The organism is Agrobacterium sp. LR_9 (genome assembly GCF_041954855.1).
Taxonomy (GTDB): domain Bacteria; phylum Pseudomonadota; class Alphaproteobacteria; order Rhizobiales; family Rhizobiaceae; genus Agrobacterium; species Agrobacterium leguminum.
The window spans coordinates 24,276-43,937 of the sequence record NZ_JAVAYA010000016.1 but is presented as its reverse complement, the minus strand read 5'-3'; the positions used below and the strand labels follow the sequence as shown (position 1 = coordinate 43,937).

Below are 19,662 nucleotides of genomic sequence, written 5' to 3'. Positions count from 1 at the left end.
GTCACGCCGCCCTTGTGAAGATCACGGTCTGGATCAGGCCCTGTTTCTTATGGTTGGCAATGGTGATCGTGCCGCCGAAGCGCTCGATGATTTCCTTGGCGATGGCAAGACCAAGACCCACGCCGGGGATTGATTTACGCCGCGCGAGGTCCACCCGGAAGAAGGGTTCGAAAACCCGCCCGATCAGTTCCTGCGGAATGCCGGGGCCTTCATCCCTGATCGTCACGACGATTTCGCTGTCGTCTCCGGTCAGATCGATATGCGCCTTCTTGCCATGGGTAACGGCGTTCAGGATGAGGTTGCGCAGGGCTCTCTTCAGCGCCAGCGGTGCCGCCTTGATGGTCATGGCGGCTTCCGGCTCGATGAAGTCGAGCGCGCCCGCATGACCAAGATCGGAAACATCGCTGACGATCTCGCTGAGAAGCGTACCGATGTCGATCGTCTTGACGCTATCCTGGCTGACCTCTTCCCGCACCAGAAGAATGGCGCTGTCGGCGATGGCGTCCAGCTCCTCGAGGTCCGCCAGCCATTTCGCCCGTTCCTCGTCGTTCTCGATGAATTCCGCCCTCAGCCGCATGCGGGTCATCGGTGTTCTGAGGTCGTGGCCGGCGGCGGCGACGAGGCGCATGCGGCTTTCCATCGCCGCCTTCAGGCGGGTGGCGAGTTCGTTCAGCGCCCGCGCGGTGGCGCGGATTTCGCCCGGTCCGGTTTCCGGCAGGTGCGGCAGCGAACCGTCAGGCCCGATGCTGGCGGCGGCATTTTCCAGCATGTCGAGCGGGCGGGTGATCTTGCTGGCGGCAAAGATCGAAACGGCGGCACTGCCGAGGATGATCAGCCCGATCCACATGCCGAAAATCTTCCAGCCGCCCGGCGGCGGACCCATATGCGGGATTTCCGCGACCAGCCAGCCGCCTTTTTCCAGCGCGATAGCCGCCACGGGCGCAGGGTTTCCCGGTGAGCGGATGACCATTGCGGTGCGCGGCTCTCCGACGCGGGCCAGCGCCTTTTCCAGAAATTCCGAGAGCATGCCGTCGAGATCGCCTTGCGGCGGCCTCTGTTCTATCTGGAAATAACCTGGCTGCTGCAGCGAGGGATCGCGCTCGGCCATGGTTACGGCAAAGGCGAGGCTGCGGGCCAGCGGCTCGATGGTGGCGTCGGGCGGCGGCGGCTGCAACGTCCGGTCCGCTACAAAAGTCGCAAGTGCGATGACCGCGATGATGGAGACGATCATCAGCGCCGTGATGCGGTTTTTAAGCGAGCTCATCGCTGCACCGGCAGGGTTTTGACCTGAACCGTCATCTGGTAACCGCCATTGCGCACGGTCTTGAATATCGGCGTTTGAGTGTCGGCGTCCAGCTTCTTGCGCAAGCGGCTCATCAGCACGTCGATGGAGCGGTCGAACGGGCCGCGATCCTTGCCCTGCGTGAGATCGAGAAGCTGATCGCGGGAGAGCAGCCGACCGGGCCTGTCGAGAAAGACTTTCAGCAGATCGAATTCCGCTCCCGTCAAATCTATCTTTTCACCGCTGGCGCGGATGACGGAGCGCTGCTCGGGATCGGCGGTGAAATCCGCAAAACCATAGGCGGCGGATGAGGGGCGGGGAGCCTCCTGCGGCGTGGCGCGGCGGAGCACGGCCTTGATGCGCGCGGTCAGTTCGCGCGGATTGAAGGGTTTGCCGAGATAGTCGTCGGCGCCGATTTCCAGCCCGACGATGCGGTCGACATCTTCCTTCAGCGCCGTCAGGAGAATGACCGGCGTGCGCGGCCGGCGACCCTGCAGATCGCGGCAGATATCGAGGCCGGAGCCATCGGGCAGCATCACGTCGAGCACGATGAGATCGGGATCGGAGCTGGCGATCTTTTCCTCGAACTCACGCCTGTCGGCGGCCATCGACACGCGAAACCCCTGCGAGCCGAGATATTTCGCGAGCAATGTGCGTATTTCCGGATCGTCATCGACGATCAATATATGTGTCACCGAAACTGTCGTCATATCGTCCAACCTTTTGATGCCACTATACATAAGCGCTGAAAAGAAACGGCGGATTTTTGCAACGAAAGCTTTCCGGGGCCGTTCTGGCAACATTCGGTTACAAATAGGCGGTTTGCGGAAGCAGCCCGGAAACATTCGGACCAAAGCCGGAAACGCGATGCTCCTATCGTCCTTTCATGTTGGAAAACGGAAGGAAGGTAAGATGAGAAACTCGCTACTGGCCGCCGCCATCGCGACAGCAACTATTGGCGTTTCCGCCGCCGCGCAGGCAGCGGAAGAGAATGCGCCCGCACCCCAGGCGACCGAACAGGCTGCGCCGCCGCACGCCAATCTCGATCTCGGCCCGGACATCGGCCCGGATCGGGGTCCGGATGAAAGGCCGCTGCCGCCGCATATGCGCAGAATGCCCGGCCCGGATGTTCTAGGGCTGGCGACGAAGCTTTCGGCGGCTGAAATCTATCTCGGCGTCAGGCCGGAACAGCTCGGTCCATGGCGCGCCTATACCGCGGCGCTGATCGATCTCGTTTCCCCCGGTCCAGAGCGCAATCCGCCGCCGTCGGTGCCGGGTGAAGGCAAGGCCAGGCCCGAGCCGCGTCTTGCGGGAGAGGAGCTGGCAGGCATCATCGCGCAGAAGGCGGAAAAGGCCAAAGCCCTGCAGGACGCCATTGCGGCGCTGAAACCGAAGCTTTCGCCGCAGCAGGTGCTGAAGCTTGCCGAGCTTGAGCGTGCACTGATGCCGCCTCCGCCTCCCGGCCCGCGTCATGGCCCCGCAGACCGCGGCGGCTTTGCTCCCCCGCATGGCGATATGAGGCCGCCGGTTCCCGAGGCGGAACGGGGCTGAGGCAACTATTCGAAGTTTCCTCCTTTAATCTGCCCCCCAGTAAAGGAGGAAATCAGCCGGCGACGGCTGGAGCCGGGGGATCGCACGCCTGCGATCCCCCGCGTGATTTTCAAGCAGGAAGACGATGATGAGATACTTCTATCTGGTGCTGGCAACGGCTTTTGGTTTGAGCTTTGCCTGGTCGGTGGCCGTGGCAAAGGACAAGCCCGTGCAACAGCCGGCGGCCAAATCCCGGCAGGATGAACAACGGCGTCAGCCCGCCTGTGCGAAGGATCAGCGCGAAAAGATGGATTCGAGACGTCTTCGCAGCACCTGCCGCAAGGCCGCGGTGCGAAAATCCGCCTCTGCCTATGAATGGATCGAAGCGGAGAGGGGTTTCATCCTCGTAAAACACGACATGACGCCGGTTTCTTCCTTCGAGTGAACCGGCTGGACAGGACATCAATATGAAAACGGCACGCAAGGCAGGCGCATTGCTGGCGGTTGTCGCTCTCGCTGTGGGCGGCTACTGGCTGTCCTCGCAATATACGCGGGCGGCCACACCCGACTACATAACCGCACCGGTGACGCGCGGCGATATCGAGCAGACGGTGCTGGCGACGGGAACGCTGAAACCCGTTCGCCTTGTCGCCGTCGGCGCGCAGGCCTCCGGCCGCATCACCGCCGTCAAGGTGACGCTCGGCGATACGGTCAAGGCAGGCGATCTGATCGCCGAAATCGATTCCGTTACCCAGACGAACAGCCTGCGCACGGCGCAGGCGGCCCTGGCGAACGTGAAGGCGCAGCGGGTGGAGAAGCAGGCAACGCTTCTTCTCAACCGCCAGAGCCTTGCCCGTCAGCAGGAGATGGTGTCAAAGAACGCGGCCTCCCGCGCCGATTTCGAAAGCGCCACCGCAGCCCTTGCCGTCACCGAGGCGCAGATCGAAGCCATCGACGCCCAGATCGAGGAAGCGCAGGTCGCGGTGGAAACGGCCGAGGCCAATCTTGGCTATACGAAGATCACCGCGCCCATCGAAGGCACCGTTCTGTCGATCGTCAGTCAGGAAGGGCAGACCGTCAATGCCACCCAATCCGCGCCAACCATCGTCATCCTCGGCCAGCTCGACCGGATGACGGTGCGCACGGAAATTTCCGAGGCGGATGTAACGCGGGTCAGGCCGGACCTGCCGGTCTATTTCACGGTGCTGGGCGAGCCGCAGCAGCGTTACGACGCGACGCTCGCCTCGATAGAGCCGGCGCCGGAATCCGTGCGCAGCGATTCCAGCTTCAGTTCCTCGACCTCTTCATCCTCCAGCTCGTCCTCTTCCAGCACGTCGTCATCCGAGGCGATCTATTATAATGGCGTGTTCGAAGTGCCGAACCCGGACGGCAAGCTGCGCACCTACATGACGGCGGAGGTCCATATCGTTCTCGGCGAAGCGAAGGACGTGCTGACCGTCCCCTCGGCAGCCCTTGGCAGCATGGACAGCGACGGCAGCTATGTCGTGCGCGTGGCCGGCGCCGATGGCAGGGTTTCCGAGCGCAAGGTCGAAATCGGGCTCAACAACAAGGTCACGGCGGAAGTGCGTTCCGGCCTTGCCGAAAACGAGCGCGTGGTGACCGGCGAGCGTTCCACCGACACCACCGCAAACGCCATGCCGGGGCCGGGCGGCCCGCCGATGGGACTTTGAACCATGGCTGAACCTTTGATTTCGCTTAAATCCGTGCGGCGGGATTATCCCTCCGGCGAAGGCACGATCAGCGTGCTGAAGAACATCGACCTCACCATCGAGGCCGGTGAGATGGTGGCGATCGTCGGCGCGTCCGGGTCGGGCAAGTCGACGCTGATGAATATTCTCGGCTGCCTCGACCGCCCGACATCGGGTAGCTACAGCATCAGGGGCCGGGAAACGAGCAATCTCGATGCCGACGCGCTTTCGGCGCTCAGGCGTGAAAATCTCGGCTTTATCTTCCAGCGCTACCATCTGCTGGCCGAGCTGACGGCGCTTGGCAATGTTGAAATTCCGGCGATCTATGCCGGCAAGACGCAGGGCGACCGCAGGCACAATGCCGCAAGGCTGCTTGGCCGCCTCGGCATGGCGGAACGCCTCGATCACCGTCCCGGCCAGCTTTCCGGTGGCCAGCAGCAGCGCGTTTCCATCGCCCGCGCCCTGATGAACGGTGCCGAGATCATTCTTGCCGACGAACCGACCGGCGCGCTCGATAGCGCCAGCGGCGACGAGGTGTTGCGCATCCTCGGCGAGCTGCATGCTGAAGGCCGCACCGTCATCATCGTCACCCACGATATGTCGATTGCCAGACGCGCCGGGCGGATCATCGAAATCAGCGACGGAACGATCATTTCCGACCGCAGGACGGATGCGACGACCGTACCGCAGGTCGATGCCAAACCCGCTGCCGTTTCCGCCGGGTCTTCCGGTCTTGCGGGTCTCGTTTCGTCTCTGCGCGAGGCGTTGCGCATGGCGCTTCTGTCGATGCGGGCGCACAAGCTGCGCACCTTTCTCACCATGCTCGGCATCATCATCGGCATCGCCTCGGTCATCAGCGTCGTGGCGCTGGGGCAGGGGTCGCAGCAGCGGGTGCTGCAGAACATATCGAGTCTTGGCACCAACACGCTGGAAATCTTCGCCGGCAAGGATTTCGGTGACATAAGGTCGGGCAAGATCACCACGCTCGTCGTTTCCGATGCCGAAGCGCTTGCCAAGCAATCCTATGTCGCGGCGGTGACGCCGACGGTCTCGACCTCCAGCACGGTGCGTTTCGGCGCGAAGGAAGCGAATGCGCTGGTGAACGGCGTCAGTGAGCGCTATTTCGTCGCCAAGGGCACCAAGCTGTCGCAGGGCCGCTTTTTCGATGGTGGGAGCGTCGCGCAGAAGGCGCAGGAAGTGGTGATCGACGAAAATACCCGCAAATCGCTGTTTGCGGATTTCGATGGCAGTCCTGTCGGTCAGGTCATTCTCATCGGCAAGGTGCCGGCCCGCATCGTCGGCGTCACGCAGGCGCAGCAGGGCGGTTTCGGCTCAAGCCAGAACCTGTCGCTTTACCTGCCCTATACCGCCGTCCAGTCGCGCTTTCTCGGCAGCCTGTCGCTGCGCAGCATCACGGTGCAGGTGGCCGACGATGTCGATGCCTCAATCGCCGAGCAGGCGGTGACGACGCTTCTGACCCAGCGGCACGGCACACGGGATTTCTACATTCTCAATACCGACGATATCCGCCAGACCATCACCAGCACCACGCAGACGCTGACCCTTCTGATTGCGGCCATTGCGGTGATTTCGCTGCTGGTCGGCGGCATCGGGGTGATGAACATCATGCTCGTTTCTGTGTCTGAACGCGTATCGGAAATCGGCGTGCGCATGGCGGTGGGCGCGCGCCGCACCGATATTCTGCGGCAGTTCCTCATCGAGGCGGTGCTGGTCTGCATCATCGGCGGTACGCTGGGCGTGCTCGGCAGCCTCGGCTTCGGCGCGCTTTTCTCCGCCTTCAGCAGCAATTTCGCCATGGTCAATTCCACGGCGTCGATCATCGCCGCCTTCGTCTGCTCGACGCTGATCGGCGTTGTCTTCGGTTATCTGCCGGCGCGCAACGCGTCGAAGCTCGATCCCGTCGCGGCTTTGTCTGCGGGGTAAATCCCCCCGCCGGTCACGCCTTGTTTTTTTCGACGAAGCGGATGGCGTCGCCAACGGTCAGGATCGTGCTTGCGGCGGAATCTGGAATTTCCACCCCGAATTCCTCTTCGATTTCCATGACGATCTGAACGGTCTCGAGCGAATCCGCACCGAGATCGTCAGCAAAACTGGCCTCGTCCACGATGGTGGCAGGGTCTGCACCAAGCTGGTCCACGATGATTTTTCTGATACGTTCTGCAATGGTGGACATGGTGAGACTCCGCGAAAGTTGCCTGCCGCCGAACGCCGCTCCATCTGAATTTGCGCCGAAGATATCCAAGCGAAATCAAGCTGAATTTCGAAAGGACAGGGCACAGAGTCAAAGGCTCGGAAGATCGATGACATCCGGACGTAGCACGCCTTTCGCAGCCGCGAAAGAGTGTCGATCACCCGTTAGTATTCCATAATAATATGGGATGTTCGCCACGTTAAACAGTTTGTGACTGGTAGCGGTGAACCGCAACGCGGTAAAGCTCGTTGCCTGCGAACCTCAAATCCGTCAGCCAAACCGAGCCTCATGCCATGGTCCAGTCGTCCCCGGAACGCTTTATATTGCTCGATGGCATAAGGGGCGTGGCCGCCCTTTTCATCGTCCACCGCCATGCCGAGGATCTGTTTGGGAAAAGCACGGCTTCGAGCTATCTCGCCGTGGATCTGTTCTTTGCGCTCAGCGGTTTCGTGCTCGCGCATGCCTATAGCCGGAAACTGGCCGAAGGGGCGATTACGCCAGGCTTTTTCATGAAGGCGCGCTTTGCACGTCTTTACCCTCTTTATGGGCTGGCGCTGGCCCTGATGGCGGCCTATTTCATCTGCCTCTACGTGCTGGGCCTGCCGACGCCGATCGATGATCTGCATCGTCTTATCGATCCCGGCGAGCTTGCTTTCGCCTTGGTAACGGGGCTGCTCTTTTTGCCGGCGCCCTTCACGCTCACTCTGAACGGCGCGCTGTTTCTCGTCAGCCCGGCATGGTCGCTTTTCAACGAGCTGGTGGTGAATGCGTTTTACGCCCGCTTCGGTGTCCGGGCCACGACGAAACAGACCGCCGCGGTGCTCATTATCAGCGCCCTTGTGCTGATGGTGGCCGCCGCCCAGTTCGGCCGTCTGCATGCCGGTTTTCGCTGGCATGAAATGTATGCCGGCATGGGGCGGGTGTTCTTCTCGTTTTTTGCCGGCGTGCTGATTTACCGTTTTCGCAATCGCGTGCCGCAGTTGAAACCTTTTCAGGCGGCGCTTTGCCTTCTGCTGGTCTGTTTCATTCTGGCCGTGCCCATGTCGCGCGAGCTTCGACCGTTCTTCGATCTTGCGGTGGTCCTCGTCGTCTGGCCGATGCTGCTGTTCGTCGCCAGCAAGACGGTTCCGGGGCGCGGTGTGGGAATGGTTTCGGTGTTTCTCGGCACGGCGTCCTACGCGGTCTATGTACTGCATATTCCGCTTCTGGCCTGGACGGAGTTTCTGATCCCCGCTGTGCACCGGGAAAACCTTGCTTTGCCGGCCGGCATTGTTTTCCTCATCGGCACGACGTACCTGTCATGGTGGCTGACGGTCCATTACGATCAGCCCGTTCAGAAATGGCTGAAGAACCGGTTGAGAAAGCCGAGTGAAATCCGCCAGCCGGTATGACCCTGCCTCGCGGCTGAAAACCTCAATAATGGGCAAAAATCGGGGCAGTCAGCACGAAAGCCGCGACGAGGCTGATGATCGTCAGTTTCGCCGCTCGCATGCGGCGCATTTTGCGGCCGCTCCAGTCATACGTCATACTCACCTCCACGCAGACGCAAAACTTACCGGCATGGGAAACAACCGACGCTTGGCAAAGACCGGTCATGGTCCCGCAACGCACAGGGTGCACATTCCATACCCAAGCTTCCCGGGACGCGCCTGATCGCGCGCGGGACGCCCAATTTCAGTGTTGCCTGATATACGGCTTTTGCCAAGCCGTTATTTTCATCGGTGATTTTGAAGGCCGCCACGGAAAGGGCGGCAAGTCCATCACCGGTAAAGAGGCGGCAAGCCCTGAATGGCGTAACGCGGCAGCGGTTTCCACGGTTTGACGCGTTCATGTTTGTGAACGCCGAACAGGAACAGCATTTCTTCCGAAATATCGGCAGGGTCGGTCAAGCCATCCTGAAAGAGCTCGATCACCTTGCGGGCGGCATTGTTGTAGAGAATGACTTCGTCATCCATGGTGTGGCTGTCATAACCGAGACCTTCCAGCACTGACTGCAGCATTTTCAGGTCCTGCGATGTGATGATGCAATTTTCATATGCGGAAGACATGACGTCCTCCTTTCCCGTGGGGGTCAAAAAAGCTGGAGCGTCGCGTCGCCACCCATAAGTGGCGCGAGGACGCTTCAACGCCTCGAAACGCGCACAGCATCAGGCAAACCGTCTCCGGCCTGTACCGTCATGCATGTCGCGTGGCTTGGAGATCGTTCCCCTGGTCAACAGGCGGGACAGGGCAAAGATTGCAAGAGGCCTTACGGCGGCAACGCCCTTTAATTACCGATAGGGAAGGGTGCGCCCTTTGAGGAGAATAGGCAAGTTAATTCTGTCTCGTAGAATGGGCAATTTAGCACGCGCTCCCGCAGGCAACAAAAAAGGCCGGGGCAATATTGCACCGACCTTCCTCATATCGCTCTCAACACCCGTGCCAGTACATCCGTGGTCAAAAGTCTGAAGCGACTAAAACAACTGCGAACGTCGATTTCATTCGCGCTCACCAGCAGTTGCCATGAGAGCTGTTTAAATGGGTAATGTGGCCAAAACAAGTCCGGCATGGATGGCTATGCTTTATTCGCCGTGACTTGTCGGCCGGCTTGGCGCCTATTTCTTTTTGCTATCCGCTGTCGTGGCGTTTGCGAATTTGACCTGCGAACCTGTGGGCGGCGCGGCAGGTGCTTTCGTCTTGTCCTTCTTCGGTTTGCGGATTTCCTTGTTGCTGCGCAATTGACCCTTGGCCATGGTGTCCTCCTCCTCTTGGATCGATGCGGCCTCGAGCGGCTATGAGACAATCCGTTCAAGGCCCGTTCGACCTGGCGATGCTGGAAATCCGGCCAGTCAATTCTTGCCGGATCGTTTTTTTGCGGAAACCGGCGCATCGGCGATGATCGTCGCTTCCTGTGCTTCGCGAAGCTGGCGAAGGCGTTCCGTTTTGCGGGCGCGCTGGTCGGCCTCGGCGTTTATGATCTGCTTTGCGGCGTTATCCGTCAATGACGCCCTGTCATGTGCGGATAGTTTGCCGGGTTTGAAAAAAGCTTCCTTTGACGCGGCCATGGCATTCTCCTTTATGGAAGAGCGGTATCGGAAGGCTGTCGGGGGCGGGTAACCTTTTTGGGGCAGGCAGCAGCCCTTCGCGCTGAATTTTCTTCTTTACCCCTTGCGGCGGTGGCGCACGGCTTAGGCTTCTTCGCGGACGCGCTTTTTCCCTGGCCCAAAAACAAAAGGCCGGGCTTTGACCCGACCTCTCACAATCATTCTAACCTGCAGCCAGTACATCCGTGGTCTGCGGGGTCAAATGACGAATATCAAGCTGCCTGAAGGTTATCAGCCGAGCTTTTGCCGGACCGACGGTCCTGGACGATCTCGTAGCTGATCTTCTGGCCGTCGTTCAGCGAACGCATGCCAGCGCGCTCAACAGCGGAGATGTGAACGAAAACGTCCGTGCCGCCATTGTCAGGCTGAATGAAGCCGAAGCCCTTGGTGGCGTTGAACCACTTTACAGTACCAGTGTTCATAACGATTTCCTTTCGTAGAATCGTTGTGGTTCCCGCGATACCTTGCGGGATAAGATCGATTATTTGAGAGGAAATCCGACGGGGAACAGTCTGTTCCAGAACGACGTCACAAGCAATGGTCGATAAAGAAAATATAGGCGCAATTTTTGATTTTGCAATGGGCATTGAAGGAAAAAGCACTGGCGAGCGACCGATCATTGGCTAAGTATCTGGTTCACGGTGCTATTTCCCGCTGACCCAATCGTGCGGCCGGTCTGGCGCGGCCTTTGGTTTCGCGCGCATCAACCTCCACCGGGAGACACGTCCTTCGCACGGTCATCCGGCAGGCTGCCTGCCCCCGGCGTCTTGTCATAGTCGGTGAGGGACGGTTTGGCGTGCGGGCCGGCGGGAGGAATGTCGTTCGGGCTGGAAGGCCGTTTGTCAACTGTTTTCGGCTTCGTTTTGTTCGTCATGTCGCGTCCTCCTTTTAAAGGGGAAACGCAGGGGAAAAGGCGCGGGTTCCGTTTCCACGCCGCGCGGGCGCGCTTTTCCTCCGTCAGCGGCGGGAACGCGGCTTTTTCTCTTCCCGGTTCATATCTCGCCCCACCCATTTGAAAAATACGACGAGGCTGAGGCCGATGATTATGAGCGGAACGAAGGATTCAAAACTGGACATGACTCACTCTTTCTTCCCCCGGCGACCATTTTACCGGTATGGAAGAAGCGCGTAATCTGTGGAATATCGTCCGTTCTTTTTTGGCAATTGCCATCTGCGGCCCAGTTGTCGATGGGCCGCAGACGAAGGCGGTTAAACCGGCAGCGATTTCACCGCTGCCGTGCCGCCTTCACGGGCGCTTTTCAGCGCCGCCACCCCTGTCAGGACGGACATGGCGCCGGCGCGCGAGCCCGCCCGCTGTCGCAGCCGGTCGTTGGAGCCGGGCTTGAAGATCATGTCGCGCATGCGGTTGTCGCCGCCATAATGGCCGCCCGGCTCATGTGGCACCCAGATATGCTCGACACCGCCGCCGAAACTTTTCACCAGCAGGATTTCATCGGCCGGCGGTTCCGTCCAGGGCTGCTTTTCATACTGGCGCATCTCGATGCGGCCCTTATGGCCGTTGAAGGCGATGTGATGGCCCTCGATCGGCATATAGGTGTTGAGCGAATAGGAGACCTGCACGCCGCTGGCATAACGGATCGAGGCGCTCATCGTATCGGGAATGTCGATCTCCTCGCGGAAGACGCAGGCATCGCGCACATAACCGTCCACCGTCGAAGGGTCTTCATAAAGCGCATCGAGAAAAGGATCGGCGCCGAGATCCATGAAATAATCGCACTCGTTCTTGTGCGGACAGGTGCGACAGCGCGTTCCGCGGAACGGGCCGTTCTTGCCATAATGCAGCAATTGCCCGAAGCCCTTCACCTCCACGGGATCGGAATCGAGATACCAGTTCAAGAGATCGAAATGGTGGGTGGCCTTGTGCACGAACAGGCTGCCGGAATGCTCGGTGAAGGCGTGCCAGCGGCGGAAATAATCTGCGCCGTGCTGGTTATCCAGATACCAGTGGAAATCGACCGAGGTGACGGTGCCGATGGCGCCTTCGTCGATCAGCTCCTTGATGCGGGCAGCGGTGGGAGAGAAACGGTAATTGAAGGAGACGTCGACGCGGCGGCCGCTTTTGGCCTCCGCCGCGCGAATACGGTCGATCTTTTCCGGGGTGGTGGTCATGGGCTTTTCGCTGATGACATCGGCCCCGCCTTCGAGCGCCCGGATGATGATGTCGTCATGTGTGTCATCAGGTGTGCAGACGATCACCAGCTCGGGTCGCTGCTCCTCCATCATCCGGTCGAAATCGTCGTAGAGCGGCGCGTTCGATCCCATCATGGCGCGGGCGCGCTCGGCGCGCATCAGGTTCAGGTCGCAAATGCCGACCAGTTCGACATAGTCGCTCCAGCCGGCCAGAAGTTCGCGGCCCCACATGGTGGTGCCGCGATTGCCGGTGCCGACCAGCGCATAGCGTTTGCGTTTCACCTTTTCAGGCATCGTCTCTCTCCCGGATAATCAACAAACAGTCTTGAAACGCTCGACCACGGTGGCGAGGACCTCGTCCATCGGGCGCGCCTGCCAGCGATGCGAAAAGATTTCCACTTCCTGCGGGCCGTGGAAGCCGGCGGCCTCGATCATGGCGCGAAATGCCTTGAGGTCAATCACGCCGTCGCCCATCATGCCGCGATCGTTGAGCGGATCGGTGGTCGGCACCAGCCAGTCGCAGATATGATGGGCGAGAATTTGCCCGTTTCTGCCCGCACGCGCCACCTGTTCTTCCAGCTCCGGATCCCACCAGACATGGTAGACATCGATGGCGACACCGGTGCCGGCACCCAGCCTGTCGCAGAGATCGAGCGACTGTTTCAGCGTGTTGAAGCAGGCGCGGTCGGCGGCATAGAAGGGATGCAGCGGCTCGATGGCAAGCGGCACGCCGGCAGCCCGCGCATAGGGAAGAAGCTCGGCCATGCCGTCCTCCACCATCTGCCGTGCACCTTTCAGATCGCGCGAACCGGCGGGAAGGCCGCCCACGACCAGCACAAGGCAGTCTGCCTTCATGGCGGCTGCCTCATCGACGGCGCGTTTATTGTCCTCGATGGCGAGGCGGCGGCCTTCCGCATTGGGCGCAGGGAAGAAGCCGCCCCGGCAATGGCCGCTGAGTCGCAGCCCGTTCTGCTCGACAATGCGGGCGGCTTCCGTAAGGCCAACGCCATGCACCTGCTCGCGCCAGGGCGAGATGGCGGTTATGCCGTGCGCGAGGCAGGCATCGACGATCGCGCCGAAGTCTCCGCCCTGACGCACGGTGGCGAAATTGATGGAAAGGCCTTCAAGGCTCATCTCGGTATCTCCCCTTGTTTTGCTTCACCCGATGCCACGGACGGCCAGAAACGCCTTCATGCGCTGCGTCGCCAGATCCGGCTCGGTCAGCACATTGGCCCTGTCCGCCAGTCGGAAAAGCTCAGCGAAATGCTGCGTGGAGCGGGTGCTTTCCTGCCCGCCGACCATGGTGAAGTGGTCCTGCAACCCGTTGAGATAGGCGAGGAACACCACGCCGGTCTTATAGAAGCGGGTCGGGGCCTTGAAGATGTGGCGCGACAGCGCCACCGTCGGCTCCAGTATATCGAAGAACTCGTTGTCCGCCCCGCGCTTCAGGCAGGCCAGCGCTTTCGAAGCCGCAGGCGCTATGGCGTCGAAAATGCCGAGCAGGGCATCCGAATGGCCCTTCTCGTCACCGGCGATCAGTTCGGCATAGTTGAAATCGTCACCGGTATACATGCGCACGCCTGATGGCAGACGGCGGCGCATGACGATTTCCTTTTCCTTGGAGAGAAGCGAAATCTTGATGCCATCAATCTTGTCGGCATTCTCCTCGATCATGGTAAGGCAGGTTTCCATCGCCGCCATATGGTCGCCAGCCCCCCAATAACCCTCAAGCGCCGGGTCGAACATTTCGCCCAGCCAGTGGATCACCACTTTCTGGTCAGCCTGGGATAAAACTCTGGCATAAGCCTTGAGATAATCATCCGGCGAACGGGCGGCAGCGGCCAGAGCACGGCTCGCCATCAGGATTACGCGTCCGCCTTCTCCCTGAACAAAATCAAGCTGTTCCAGGTAAGAGTCGACAATCTGGTTCAGGTCGTAACCGCCGCCATTCAGATGATCGGTTCCGACGCCGCAGGCAATCAGCGCATCCTTGCGACTGGCCGCCTCCTTCAGCGAACGGGAAATCAGTTCCTGCGCCTGCGGCCACGCGAGCCCCATGCCGCGCTGTGCCGTATCCATCGCCTCGGCGACACCGAGGCCGAGATCCCACAGGCGGTGACGGAAACGTAAGGTGGCGTCCCAGTCGATGGCGGGCGTGAGCCATGGGTCGTTATCGGCAAGGGGATCGGCCACCACATGGGCGGCCGCGAAGGCGACGCGGTTGAAATCCGCCACACTTCGTTTCTCAACCGCGACCGGCGTGCCTGATAGTCTGTAGACCTCAATGCTGCGGTCATCCTTCGGAAGCTTGAGTTCGCTCACCATCGCCTCCTTACGAAATAGCGGGAACGTCGAGCCAGCGGCGTTCCTTCCATGATTTCAGTCCAAGTTCGGCAAGCTGCACGCCCTTCACGCCTTCCATCAGGCCATAGGGCCACGGATCGTTGTCGACGAGGTGGCGCACGAACATTTCCCACTGCGCCTTGAAGCCGTTGTCATAAACGACATTGTCCGGCACCTCCTGCCAGGTCTTGTAGAAATCGATGGTCTGCGGCTGGTCGGGGTTCCACACCGGTTTCGGTGTATTGGTGCGGTGCTGGGTAAAGCATTTGGTCAGGCCCGCCACCGCCGAACCATGGGTGCCGTCCACCTGGAAGGTGACGAGGTCGTCGCGGCGCACCCGCACCGCCCATGAGGAGTTGATATGGGCAATGACGCCGCCTTCCAGCTCGAAGGTGGCATAAGCGGCATCGTCGGCATCCGCCTTATAGGCTTTGCCCTGCTCGTCGAAACGTTCCGGAATATGGGTCGCGCCGAGGCAGCTGACGGATTTCACCGGGCCGAACAGATTGTCGAGCACATAACGCCAGTGGCACAGCATATCGAGAATGATGCCGCCGCCATCTTTCAGACGGTAATTCCAAGAAGGGCGCTGCGCCGGCTGCCAGTCGCCTTCGAACACCCAGTAACCAAACTCGCCGCGCACCGAGAGGATTTTGCCGAAGAAGCCGCTGTCGCGCAGCATAGCGAGCTTGCGCAGGCCGGGCAGGAAAAGCTTGTCCTGAACGACGCCGTGTTTGATGCCGGCGCTTTCGGCAAGCCGGGCAATGGCCAGCGCCTCTTCCATCGTGTCGGAAATCGGCTTTTCGCAGTAAACGTTCTTGCCGGCCTTGATGGCTTTCTCCAGCAGGCTGCCGCGCATCTGTGTCGTGCCGGCATCGAAGAACAGCGTATCGTCGGGGTTCGCCAGCGCCGCATCGATATCGGTCGTCCAGCGCGCGACATTATGCTTTTTCGCGATTTCCTCGATCTTTGCGCCGTTGCGGCCGACCAGAATGGGGTCGAGCATGACCCTTTCGCCGTTTTTCAACAGCACGCCGCCCTGATCGCGAATGGCGAGAACGGAGCGCACGAGATGCTGGTTGTAACCCATGCGGCCGGTGATGCCGTGCATGATGACGCCGATACGTTTCATGAATTTCCTCCCAAGGCGGCCTCTTCCCGAAAGCCGCTTCCGTCAAACATGGCAATTTGTAACCATTTGGTTATTTGTGGTCGTGAAGGATGCGATCTGTCAAGGTGTTTTTGACAGGAAAAATTCATGGTCTGACGACCGTTGCGTTTTTGTGTTTCCACCGCGCCGCAAAAGAAAACGACGCGCTTCGCGGATGCGAATGGCGCGTCGTCGCTGTTGTTAAAGAGGAATTCAGTTCGGCCGGCTCAGACCGGCCGCACTGCAGCAAGCAGGGTGTCGACGATATGCTGGCCCCAGCGTTCCAGCTCGGCGGGGTCTGTCAGGTCGCGCTGGAAGATCGTCGACAGCGTGAACCGGTTGGAAAGATAAAAGGCGCCGAGCGAAGCGATGGTCAGATAGACGTCGATCGGATCGAGACCGTCACGGAATTCGCCCGCGTCGCTGCCGCGCCGCAGCACGTCTTCCAGCTCTGAAATGAAATTCGAATGCATCGCCGTAATTGCCGGAGATTGCCTGAGATAGCGGGCTTTATTGAGGTTTTCCGTGGCGAGAATGCTCAGGAATTCGGGATGGTCGAGGAAATAGTGCCAGGTGAAAAGCGCAAGCTCCCGCAAGCCCTCCGAAGGGGCCTTGCGGGCCAGGTCAAGCCGTCTCTCGGTATGGCGGATATGGCGGTACGCGTCTTCCAGAACGGCGAGATAAAGCGCATCCTTGTCGCCGAAATAATGGTAGATCATCCGCTTGTTGGTGCCGGCGCGCCGGGCGACGACATCGATTCGCGCCCCTGCCAGCCCCTTGGCGGCCACCTCGCGGCGGGCGGCTTCGAGAATGGCGGCGCGCGTTCTTTCCGGGTTTCGCACCTGTGTCGTCGCGCGTTTGCGCTTGGGTGACGGCGTTTTCTCCATGGCCGCATCGGGGGCAGGATCGGACGGCTGGTTTTTTGTCGTTTCTTCCATTTCAGCACCCGCTTGACAATGTTTGCGATCAGTGTTCCCATGTAACCAATTAGTTATAAAACGGCAAGTGTCGTTTACGTTCATCATCAATTGGCAGTCAATAGGGAGGAGTTGCCAATGCCCATGATGCTTCACAGAAGAGGTGTGCTTTCAGCAGGGCTTGCGGCCCTGTCGCTTGCAACATTGGGAGGAGGGTCGGCGCAGGCCCAGGCCGCGCGCCTTCGCATGTTGTGGTGGGGTTCGCAGGAGCGCGCCGACCGCACCAACAAGGCGATAGCAGCCTATAAGCAGGTCAAGCCGGATCTCGATATTGCCGGTGAATTCGCAGGCTGGAGCGATTATTGGCCGCGCCTTGCCACGCAGGTTGCGGGCCGCAATGCGCCCGACCTGATTCAGATGGATTATCGTTACATCTTCGAATATGGCCGTCGCGGCGCGTTGGCACCCCTCGATGAATATATCGGCAAGGGCCTGAAGATCGAAGATTTCGGCAAGATGAACATCGATTCCGGCCGGGTCGATGGCAAGCTTTACGGCATCAATCTGGGCGTCAATTCAAGCGCCGTCTTCTTCGACAAGGCGGCCTGGGAAAAATCCGGTGCGACGCCGCCGGCGATCGGCCAGACCTGGGAGGAGTTTGCCGAAAACGCCGCCAAGCTCAGCAAGAACAAGCCGAAGCCCGGCTATTACGCCACGGCCGACGCCAGCGGCGTGGAGCCGAGCTTCGAGAACTGGCTGCGCCAGAACGGCAAGTCGCTCTACACGCAGGATGGCGGCATCGGCTTCGATCCTGCCGATGCGACCAAGTGGTTCACTTTGTGGGCGGATCTGCGTAAGAGCGGCGCCTGTGTGCCGGCCGATGTGCAGGCGCTCGACCAGCTCAACATCGAAACGAACCCTTTGACGACGGGCAAGGCGGCAACGGCATTCGCCCATTCCAACCAGTTCGTCGGTTATCAGAAGCTCAACAAGTCCAAGCTTGCCATAAGCTCCTATCCGAAGAGCACCAAGGATGGCCCTTCCGGCCATTATCTGAAACCCTCCATGCTCATCAGCGTCGCCAATGGCAGCGCCGGCATCGAGCAGGCCGTCGGTTTCATCAACTTCCTTGTGGCTGAACCGCAGGGCATCGATATTCTCGGCGTCGAGCGCGGCGTTCCGGCTTCGGAATCCATGCGTAGCCAGTTGAGCAGCAAGCTCGACGAGGTCAGCAAGACGATGGTGGACTATATTGCCGAGATTACCCCCGGCGTCGGCGATCTGCCGCCGGCGCCGCCTCCGGGCGCGGGCGAATTCGCCTTCGTCCTCAAACGCACGGCGGAGGAAATCGGCTTCGGCAAGATCACGCCGGAAGAGGGCGGTGACCGCCTCGTCAAGGAATCCGAAACCGTTATCAAACGGAAGTGATGGTTTATGGCCTTTCGATCTGAAACTCTTGTGGGGGAGAGCCGTGGCGCGGCTCTCCCGAAACGGGGCGGCGTGAAGCGGATTTTCGACCGCAACATTCACGCCTACCTGTTTCTGCTGCCCTGGCTGATAGGCTTTTTCGGCCTCACCCTCGGTCCCGCGCTTGCGTCGCTTTACCTGTCTTTCACGAATTACGACCTGTTGCAGTCGCCGGACTGGGTGGGGGCGGCAAACTATGTGCGCATCGCCACGGCCGATCCGAAATTCGCCGCAGCCATGCAGGTAACCTTTACCTATGTGCTGCTGTCGGTGCCGCTGAAGCTGATCTTCGCGCTGCTCGTCGCGCTCGCCTTCAACCGCGGCATCAAGGGGCTGACGCTTTATCGTGCGATCTTCTACCTGCCGTCGCTGCTGGGTTCGAGCGTCGCGATTGCCGTGCTCTGGCGCCAGCTTTTCGCCTCGGATGGTCTCGTCAACATGATCCTGTGGCAGGCCTTCGGTTACGAAGGGCCGAGCTGGATTTCCAATCCGGATTATTCGATCTACACGCTGGTCATCCTGTCCGTCTGGCAGTTCGGTTCGCCGATGATCATCTTCCTCGCGGGTCTGAGACAAATCCCGCAGGACATGTATGAGGCCGCCGAAATCGACGGTGCAAGCAAGGTGCGGCAGTTCTTCCGCATTACCCTGCCGCTTTTGACGCCGGTGATCTTCTTCAACGCGGTGATCCAGACCATCGATGCCTTCAAGGCCTTCACCCCCGCCTTCATCATCTCCGAAGGCACCGGCGGTCCGATCAACTCCACGCTGTTCTACACGCTTTACCTCTATCAGGAAGCCTTCGGTTTCTTCCGCATGGGTTATGCCTCGGCGCTTGCCTGGATTTTGGTGATCATCATCTCGCTGTTCACGGCCTTCTCGTTCCTCAGCGCGAAATACTGGGTGCACTACGATGACTGATGCTGTTACCGCCCCCCGGCCGGGCCAGGGCCCGCAACGTTCGCCGCTGAAATCGGTGATGCTCCACACGGCGCTGATCATCGCGTCCTTCGCGATGCTCTATCCGATCCTGTGGATGATCTCGGGTTCCTTCCGGCCGCAGGACGAGCTGTTCGGCTCTTCCTCACTCATTCCCTCGGCGGTGGATGTCGGCGGATATATTCGCGGCTGGACCGGGCTGCAGGTGAGCTTCGGGCAGTTCTTCTGGAACTCCTTCTTCATCTCGGTGCTCGCCACCATAGGCAACGTGGTCGGCTGCTCGCTCGCCGCCTTCGCTTTTGCCCGGCTTCGCTTCGGAGGGCGCAATTTCTGGTTCGCGCTGATGCTCGGCACGCTCATGCTCCCCTATCACGTCGTGCTCATTCCCCAATATATCCTGTTTCTAGAAATGGGCTGGGTGAACACCTCGCTGCCGCTGATCGTGCCGAAGTACCTCGCGACGGACGCCTTCTTCATCTTCCTGATGGTGCAGTTCTTTCGCGGTATCCCGCGTGAGCTGGACGAGGCGGCGGTGATGGATGGCTGCTCGCCCTTCCGCATCTACTGGAAGATCATGCTGCCATTGTCGCTGCCGGTGCTTGCGACGGCCGCTATCTTTTCCTTCATCTGGACCTGGGACGACTTCTTCGGTCCGCTGATCTATCTGAACGACATCAACACCTACACCGTGCAGCTTGGTCTCAGGTCTTTCGTGGATTCCACCGGCAGCTCGGACTGGACCTCGCTTTTCGCCATGTCCAACCTGTCGCTGGTGCCGGTCTTCCTGTTCTTCCTGTTCTTCCAACGGCTGCTGATCGAAGGCATCGCCACCACCGGAATGAAACGCTGAACAGAACCCGCATCGGGAACGCATTTTAA

Annotated in this window: 21 protein-coding genes; 8 read left to right on the top strand and 13 right to left on the bottom strand. The window is 60.1% G+C overall.

Features of this window, described 5'->3' with window-relative positions; genetic code table 11:
* Position 1 precedes the first annotated feature (1 nt).
* Positions 2–1,264 carry an ATP-binding protein gene (locus tag RAC79_RS17970; protein ID WP_374997422.1) on the bottom strand — a complete coding sequence of 421 codons (1,263 nt, stop codon included), beginning with the start codon at positions 1,262–1,264 and terminating at the stop codon, positions 2–4.
* On the bottom strand, positions 1,261–1,992 hold the full coding sequence (locus RAC79_RS17965; protein WP_003522672.1) for a response regulator: 732 nt from the start codon (positions 1,990–1,992) through the stop codon (positions 1,261–1,263). The genes RAC79_RS17970 and RAC79_RS17965 overlap by 4 nt, the downstream gene beginning before the upstream one ends.
* A 202-nt stretch (positions 1,993–2,194) precedes the next feature.
* Here RAC79_RS17965 and RAC79_RS17960 point away from each other — a divergent pair, with 202 nt between their 5' ends.
* From RAC79_RS17960 to RAC79_RS17945, 4 genes are all read left to right on the top strand, one after another.
* Positions 2,195–2,833, top strand: a complete 639-nt coding sequence (locus RAC79_RS17960) for a hypothetical protein (protein ID WP_080857175.1) — start codon at positions 2,195–2,197, stop codon at positions 2,831–2,833.
* A 127-nt stretch (positions 2,834–2,960) separates the two neighbouring features.
* Positions 2,961–3,257 carry a hypothetical protein gene (locus RAC79_RS17955; protein ID WP_338809902.1) on the top strand — a complete coding sequence of 99 codons (297 nt, stop codon included), beginning with the start codon at positions 2,961–2,963 and terminating at the stop codon, positions 3,255–3,257.
* Positions 3,258–3,279: 22 nt separating this feature from the next.
* Entirely contained in the window at positions 3,280–4,503 is a 1,224-nt protein-coding gene (locus RAC79_RS17950) for an efflux RND transporter periplasmic adaptor subunit (RefSeq protein ID WP_374997421.1), read from the top strand.
* 3 nt (positions 4,504–4,506) lie between these two features.
* The gene (locus RAC79_RS17945; protein ID WP_174045069.1) at positions 4,507–6,465 is read left to right on the top strand and encodes a MacB family efflux pump subunit; all 1,959 of its coding nucleotides are present in this window, start codon (positions 4,507–4,509) and stop codon (positions 6,463–6,465) included.
* A gap of 13 nt (positions 6,466–6,478) precedes the next feature.
* Here the strand turns inward: RAC79_RS17945 and RAC79_RS17940 are convergent, their stop codons facing one another.
* The gene (locus tag RAC79_RS17940; protein WP_003520197.1) at positions 6,479–6,715 is read right to left on the bottom strand and encodes an acyl carrier protein; all 237 of its coding nucleotides are present in this window, start codon (positions 6,713–6,715) and stop codon (positions 6,479–6,481) included.
* A gap of 311 nt (positions 6,716–7,026) precedes the next feature.
* Here RAC79_RS17940 and RAC79_RS17935 point away from each other — a divergent pair, with 311 nt between their 5' ends.
* Positions 7,027–8,124: an acyltransferase gene (locus RAC79_RS17935; protein ID WP_174045066.1), complete on the top strand. Its 1,098-nt coding sequence runs from the start codon at positions 7,027–7,029 to the stop codon at positions 8,122–8,124.
* Positions 8,125–8,493: 369 nt separating this feature from the next.
* On the opposite strand, the gene RAC79_RS17930 is transcribed toward RAC79_RS17935, so the two are convergent.
* From RAC79_RS17930 to RAC79_RS17885, 10 genes are all read right to left on the bottom strand, one after another.
* On the bottom strand, positions 8,494–8,781 hold the full coding sequence (locus RAC79_RS17930) for a hypothetical protein (RefSeq protein ID WP_078053615.1): 288 nt from the start codon (positions 8,779–8,781) through the stop codon (positions 8,494–8,496).
* Between the two features lie 546 nt (positions 8,782–9,327).
* Positions 9,328–9,465, bottom strand: a complete 138-nt coding sequence (locus tag RAC79_RS17925; RefSeq protein WP_162856819.1) for a hypothetical protein — start codon at positions 9,463–9,465, stop codon at positions 9,328–9,330.
* 96 nt (positions 9,466–9,561) lie between these two features.
* Positions 9,562–9,777: a hypothetical protein gene (locus tag RAC79_RS17920; RefSeq protein ID WP_174039814.1), complete on the bottom strand. Its 216-nt coding sequence runs from the start codon at positions 9,775–9,777 to the stop codon at positions 9,562–9,564.
* A 251-nt stretch (positions 9,778–10,028) separates the two neighbouring features.
* Positions 10,029–10,238: a cold-shock protein gene (locus tag RAC79_RS17915; protein ID WP_003508146.1), complete on the bottom strand. Its 210-nt coding sequence runs from the start codon at positions 10,236–10,238 to the stop codon at positions 10,029–10,031.
* A 281-nt stretch (positions 10,239–10,519) separates the two neighbouring features.
* Positions 10,520–10,690: a hypothetical protein gene (locus RAC79_RS17910; RefSeq protein WP_162856817.1), complete on the bottom strand. Its 171-nt coding sequence runs from the start codon at positions 10,688–10,690 to the stop codon at positions 10,520–10,522.
* A 335-nt stretch (positions 10,691–11,025) separates the two neighbouring features.
* Positions 11,026–12,261 carry a Gfo/Idh/MocA family protein gene (locus RAC79_RS17905; RefSeq protein ID WP_065656150.1) on the bottom strand — a complete coding sequence of 412 codons (1,236 nt, stop codon included), beginning with the start codon at positions 12,259–12,261 and terminating at the stop codon, positions 11,026–11,028.
* A gap of 18 nt (positions 12,262–12,279) precedes the next feature.
* Positions 12,280–13,101, bottom strand: a complete 822-nt coding sequence (locus RAC79_RS17900; protein WP_078053612.1) for a sugar phosphate isomerase/epimerase — start codon at positions 13,099–13,101, stop codon at positions 12,280–12,282.
* 24 nt (positions 13,102–13,125) lie between these two features.
* Positions 13,126–14,289, bottom strand: coding sequence for a dihydrodipicolinate synthase family protein (locus RAC79_RS17895; RefSeq protein ID WP_142844524.1), 1,164 nt, complete (start codon positions 14,287–14,289; stop codon positions 13,126–13,128).
* Between the two features lie 10 nt (positions 14,290–14,299).
* Complete coding sequence (locus RAC79_RS17890) at positions 14,300–15,442, bottom strand: Gfo/Idh/MocA family protein (RefSeq protein WP_065656148.1); 1,143 nt, start codon at positions 15,440–15,442, stop codon at positions 14,300–14,302.
* Between the two features lie 245 nt (positions 15,443–15,687).
* Positions 15,688–16,398, bottom strand: a complete 711-nt coding sequence (locus RAC79_RS17885; RefSeq protein WP_080857166.1) for a TetR/AcrR family transcriptional regulator — start codon at positions 16,396–16,398, stop codon at positions 15,688–15,690.
* Positions 16,399–16,515: 117 nt separating this feature from the next.
* Between RAC79_RS17885 and RAC79_RS17880 the strand changes: the two genes are divergently transcribed.
* The 3 genes from RAC79_RS17880 to RAC79_RS17870 are packed head-to-tail and all read left to right on the top strand — an operon-like array spanning position 16,516 to position 19,633.
* Complete coding sequence (locus RAC79_RS17880) at positions 16,516–17,805, top strand: ABC transporter substrate-binding protein (RefSeq protein ID WP_125146367.1); 1,290 nt, start codon at positions 16,516–16,518, stop codon at positions 17,803–17,805.
* A 6-nt stretch (positions 17,806–17,811) separates the two neighbouring features.
* Positions 17,812–18,765 (top strand): carbohydrate ABC transporter permease, encoded by a 954-nt coding sequence (locus tag RAC79_RS17875; protein WP_003520181.1) that lies wholly within the window; start codon positions 17,812–17,814, stop codon positions 18,763–18,765.
* On the top strand, positions 18,758–19,633 hold the full coding sequence (locus tag RAC79_RS17870) for a carbohydrate ABC transporter permease (protein WP_020809242.1): 876 nt from the start codon (positions 18,758–18,760) through the stop codon (positions 19,631–19,633). Before RAC79_RS17875 ends, RAC79_RS17870 begins: the two co-directional genes overlap by 8 nt.
* Positions 19,634–19,662: the final 29 nt, after the last annotated feature.

What these genes read in the sequence shown, in the direction of transcription:
- RAC79_RS17970 (WP_374997422.1), bottom strand. Translation starts at nt 1,264, where the DNA reads ATGAGCTCGCTTAAAAACCGCATCACGGCGCTGATGATCGTCTCCATC.
- RAC79_RS17965 (WP_003522672.1), bottom strand. Translation starts at nt 1,992, where the DNA reads ATGACGACAGTTTCGGTGACACATATATTGATCGTCGATGACGATCCG.
- RAC79_RS17960 (WP_080857175.1), top strand. Translation starts at nt 2,195, where the DNA reads ATGAGAAACTCGCTACTGGCCGCCGCCATCGCGACAGCAACTATTGGC.
- RAC79_RS17955 (WP_338809902.1), top strand. Translation starts at nt 2,961, where the DNA reads ATGAGATACTTCTATCTGGTGCTGGCAACGGCTTTTGGTTTGAGCTTT.
- RAC79_RS17950 (WP_374997421.1), top strand. Translation starts at nt 3,280, where the DNA reads ATGAAAACGGCACGCAAGGCAGGCGCATTGCTGGCGGTTGTCGCTCTC.
- RAC79_RS17945 (WP_174045069.1), top strand. Translation starts at nt 4,507, where the DNA reads ATGGCTGAACCTTTGATTTCGCTTAAATCCGTGCGGCGGGATTATCCC.
- RAC79_RS17940 (WP_003520197.1), bottom strand. Translation starts at nt 6,715, where the DNA reads ATGTCCACCATTGCAGAACGTATCAGAAAAATCATCGTGGACCAGCTT.
- RAC79_RS17935 (WP_174045066.1), top strand. Translation starts at nt 7,027, where the DNA reads ATGGTCCAGTCGTCCCCGGAACGCTTTATATTGCTCGATGGCATAAGG.
- RAC79_RS17930 (WP_078053615.1), bottom strand. Translation starts at nt 8,781, where the DNA reads ATGTCTTCCGCATATGAAAATTGCATCATCACATCGCAGGACCTGAAA.
- RAC79_RS17925 (WP_162856819.1), bottom strand. Translation starts at nt 9,465, where the DNA reads ATGGCCAAGGGTCAATTGCGCAGCAACAAGGAAATCCGCAAACCGAAG.
- RAC79_RS17920 (WP_174039814.1), bottom strand. Translation starts at nt 9,777, where the DNA reads ATGGCCGCGTCAAAGGAAGCTTTTTTCAAACCCGGCAAACTATCCGCA.
- RAC79_RS17915 (WP_003508146.1), bottom strand. Translation starts at nt 10,238, where the DNA reads ATGAACACTGGTACTGTAAAGTGGTTCAACGCCACCAAGGGCTTCGGC.
- RAC79_RS17910 (WP_162856817.1), bottom strand. Translation starts at nt 10,690, where the DNA reads ATGACGAACAAAACGAAGCCGAAAACAGTTGACAAACGGCCTTCCAGC.
- RAC79_RS17905 (WP_065656150.1), bottom strand. Translation starts at nt 12,261, where the DNA reads ATGCCTGAAAAGGTGAAACGCAAACGCTATGCGCTGGTCGGCACCGGC.
- RAC79_RS17900 (WP_078053612.1), bottom strand. Translation starts at nt 13,101, where the DNA reads ATGAGCCTTGAAGGCCTTTCCATCAATTTCGCCACCGTGCGTCAGGGC.
- RAC79_RS17890 (WP_065656148.1), bottom strand. Translation starts at nt 15,442, where the DNA reads ATGAAACGTATCGGCGTCATCATGCACGGCATCACCGGCCGCATGGGT.
- RAC79_RS17885 (WP_080857166.1), bottom strand. Translation starts at nt 16,398, where the DNA reads ATGGAAGAAACGACAAAAAACCAGCCGTCCGATCCTGCCCCCGATGCG.
- RAC79_RS17880 (WP_125146367.1), top strand. Translation starts at nt 16,516, where the DNA reads ATGCCCATGATGCTTCACAGAAGAGGTGTGCTTTCAGCAGGGCTTGCG.
- RAC79_RS17875 (WP_003520181.1), top strand. Translation starts at nt 17,812, where the DNA reads ATGGCCTTTCGATCTGAAACTCTTGTGGGGGAGAGCCGTGGCGCGGCT.
- RAC79_RS17870 (WP_020809242.1), top strand. Translation starts at nt 18,758, where the DNA reads ATGACTGATGCTGTTACCGCCCCCCGGCCGGGCCAGGGCCCGCAACGT.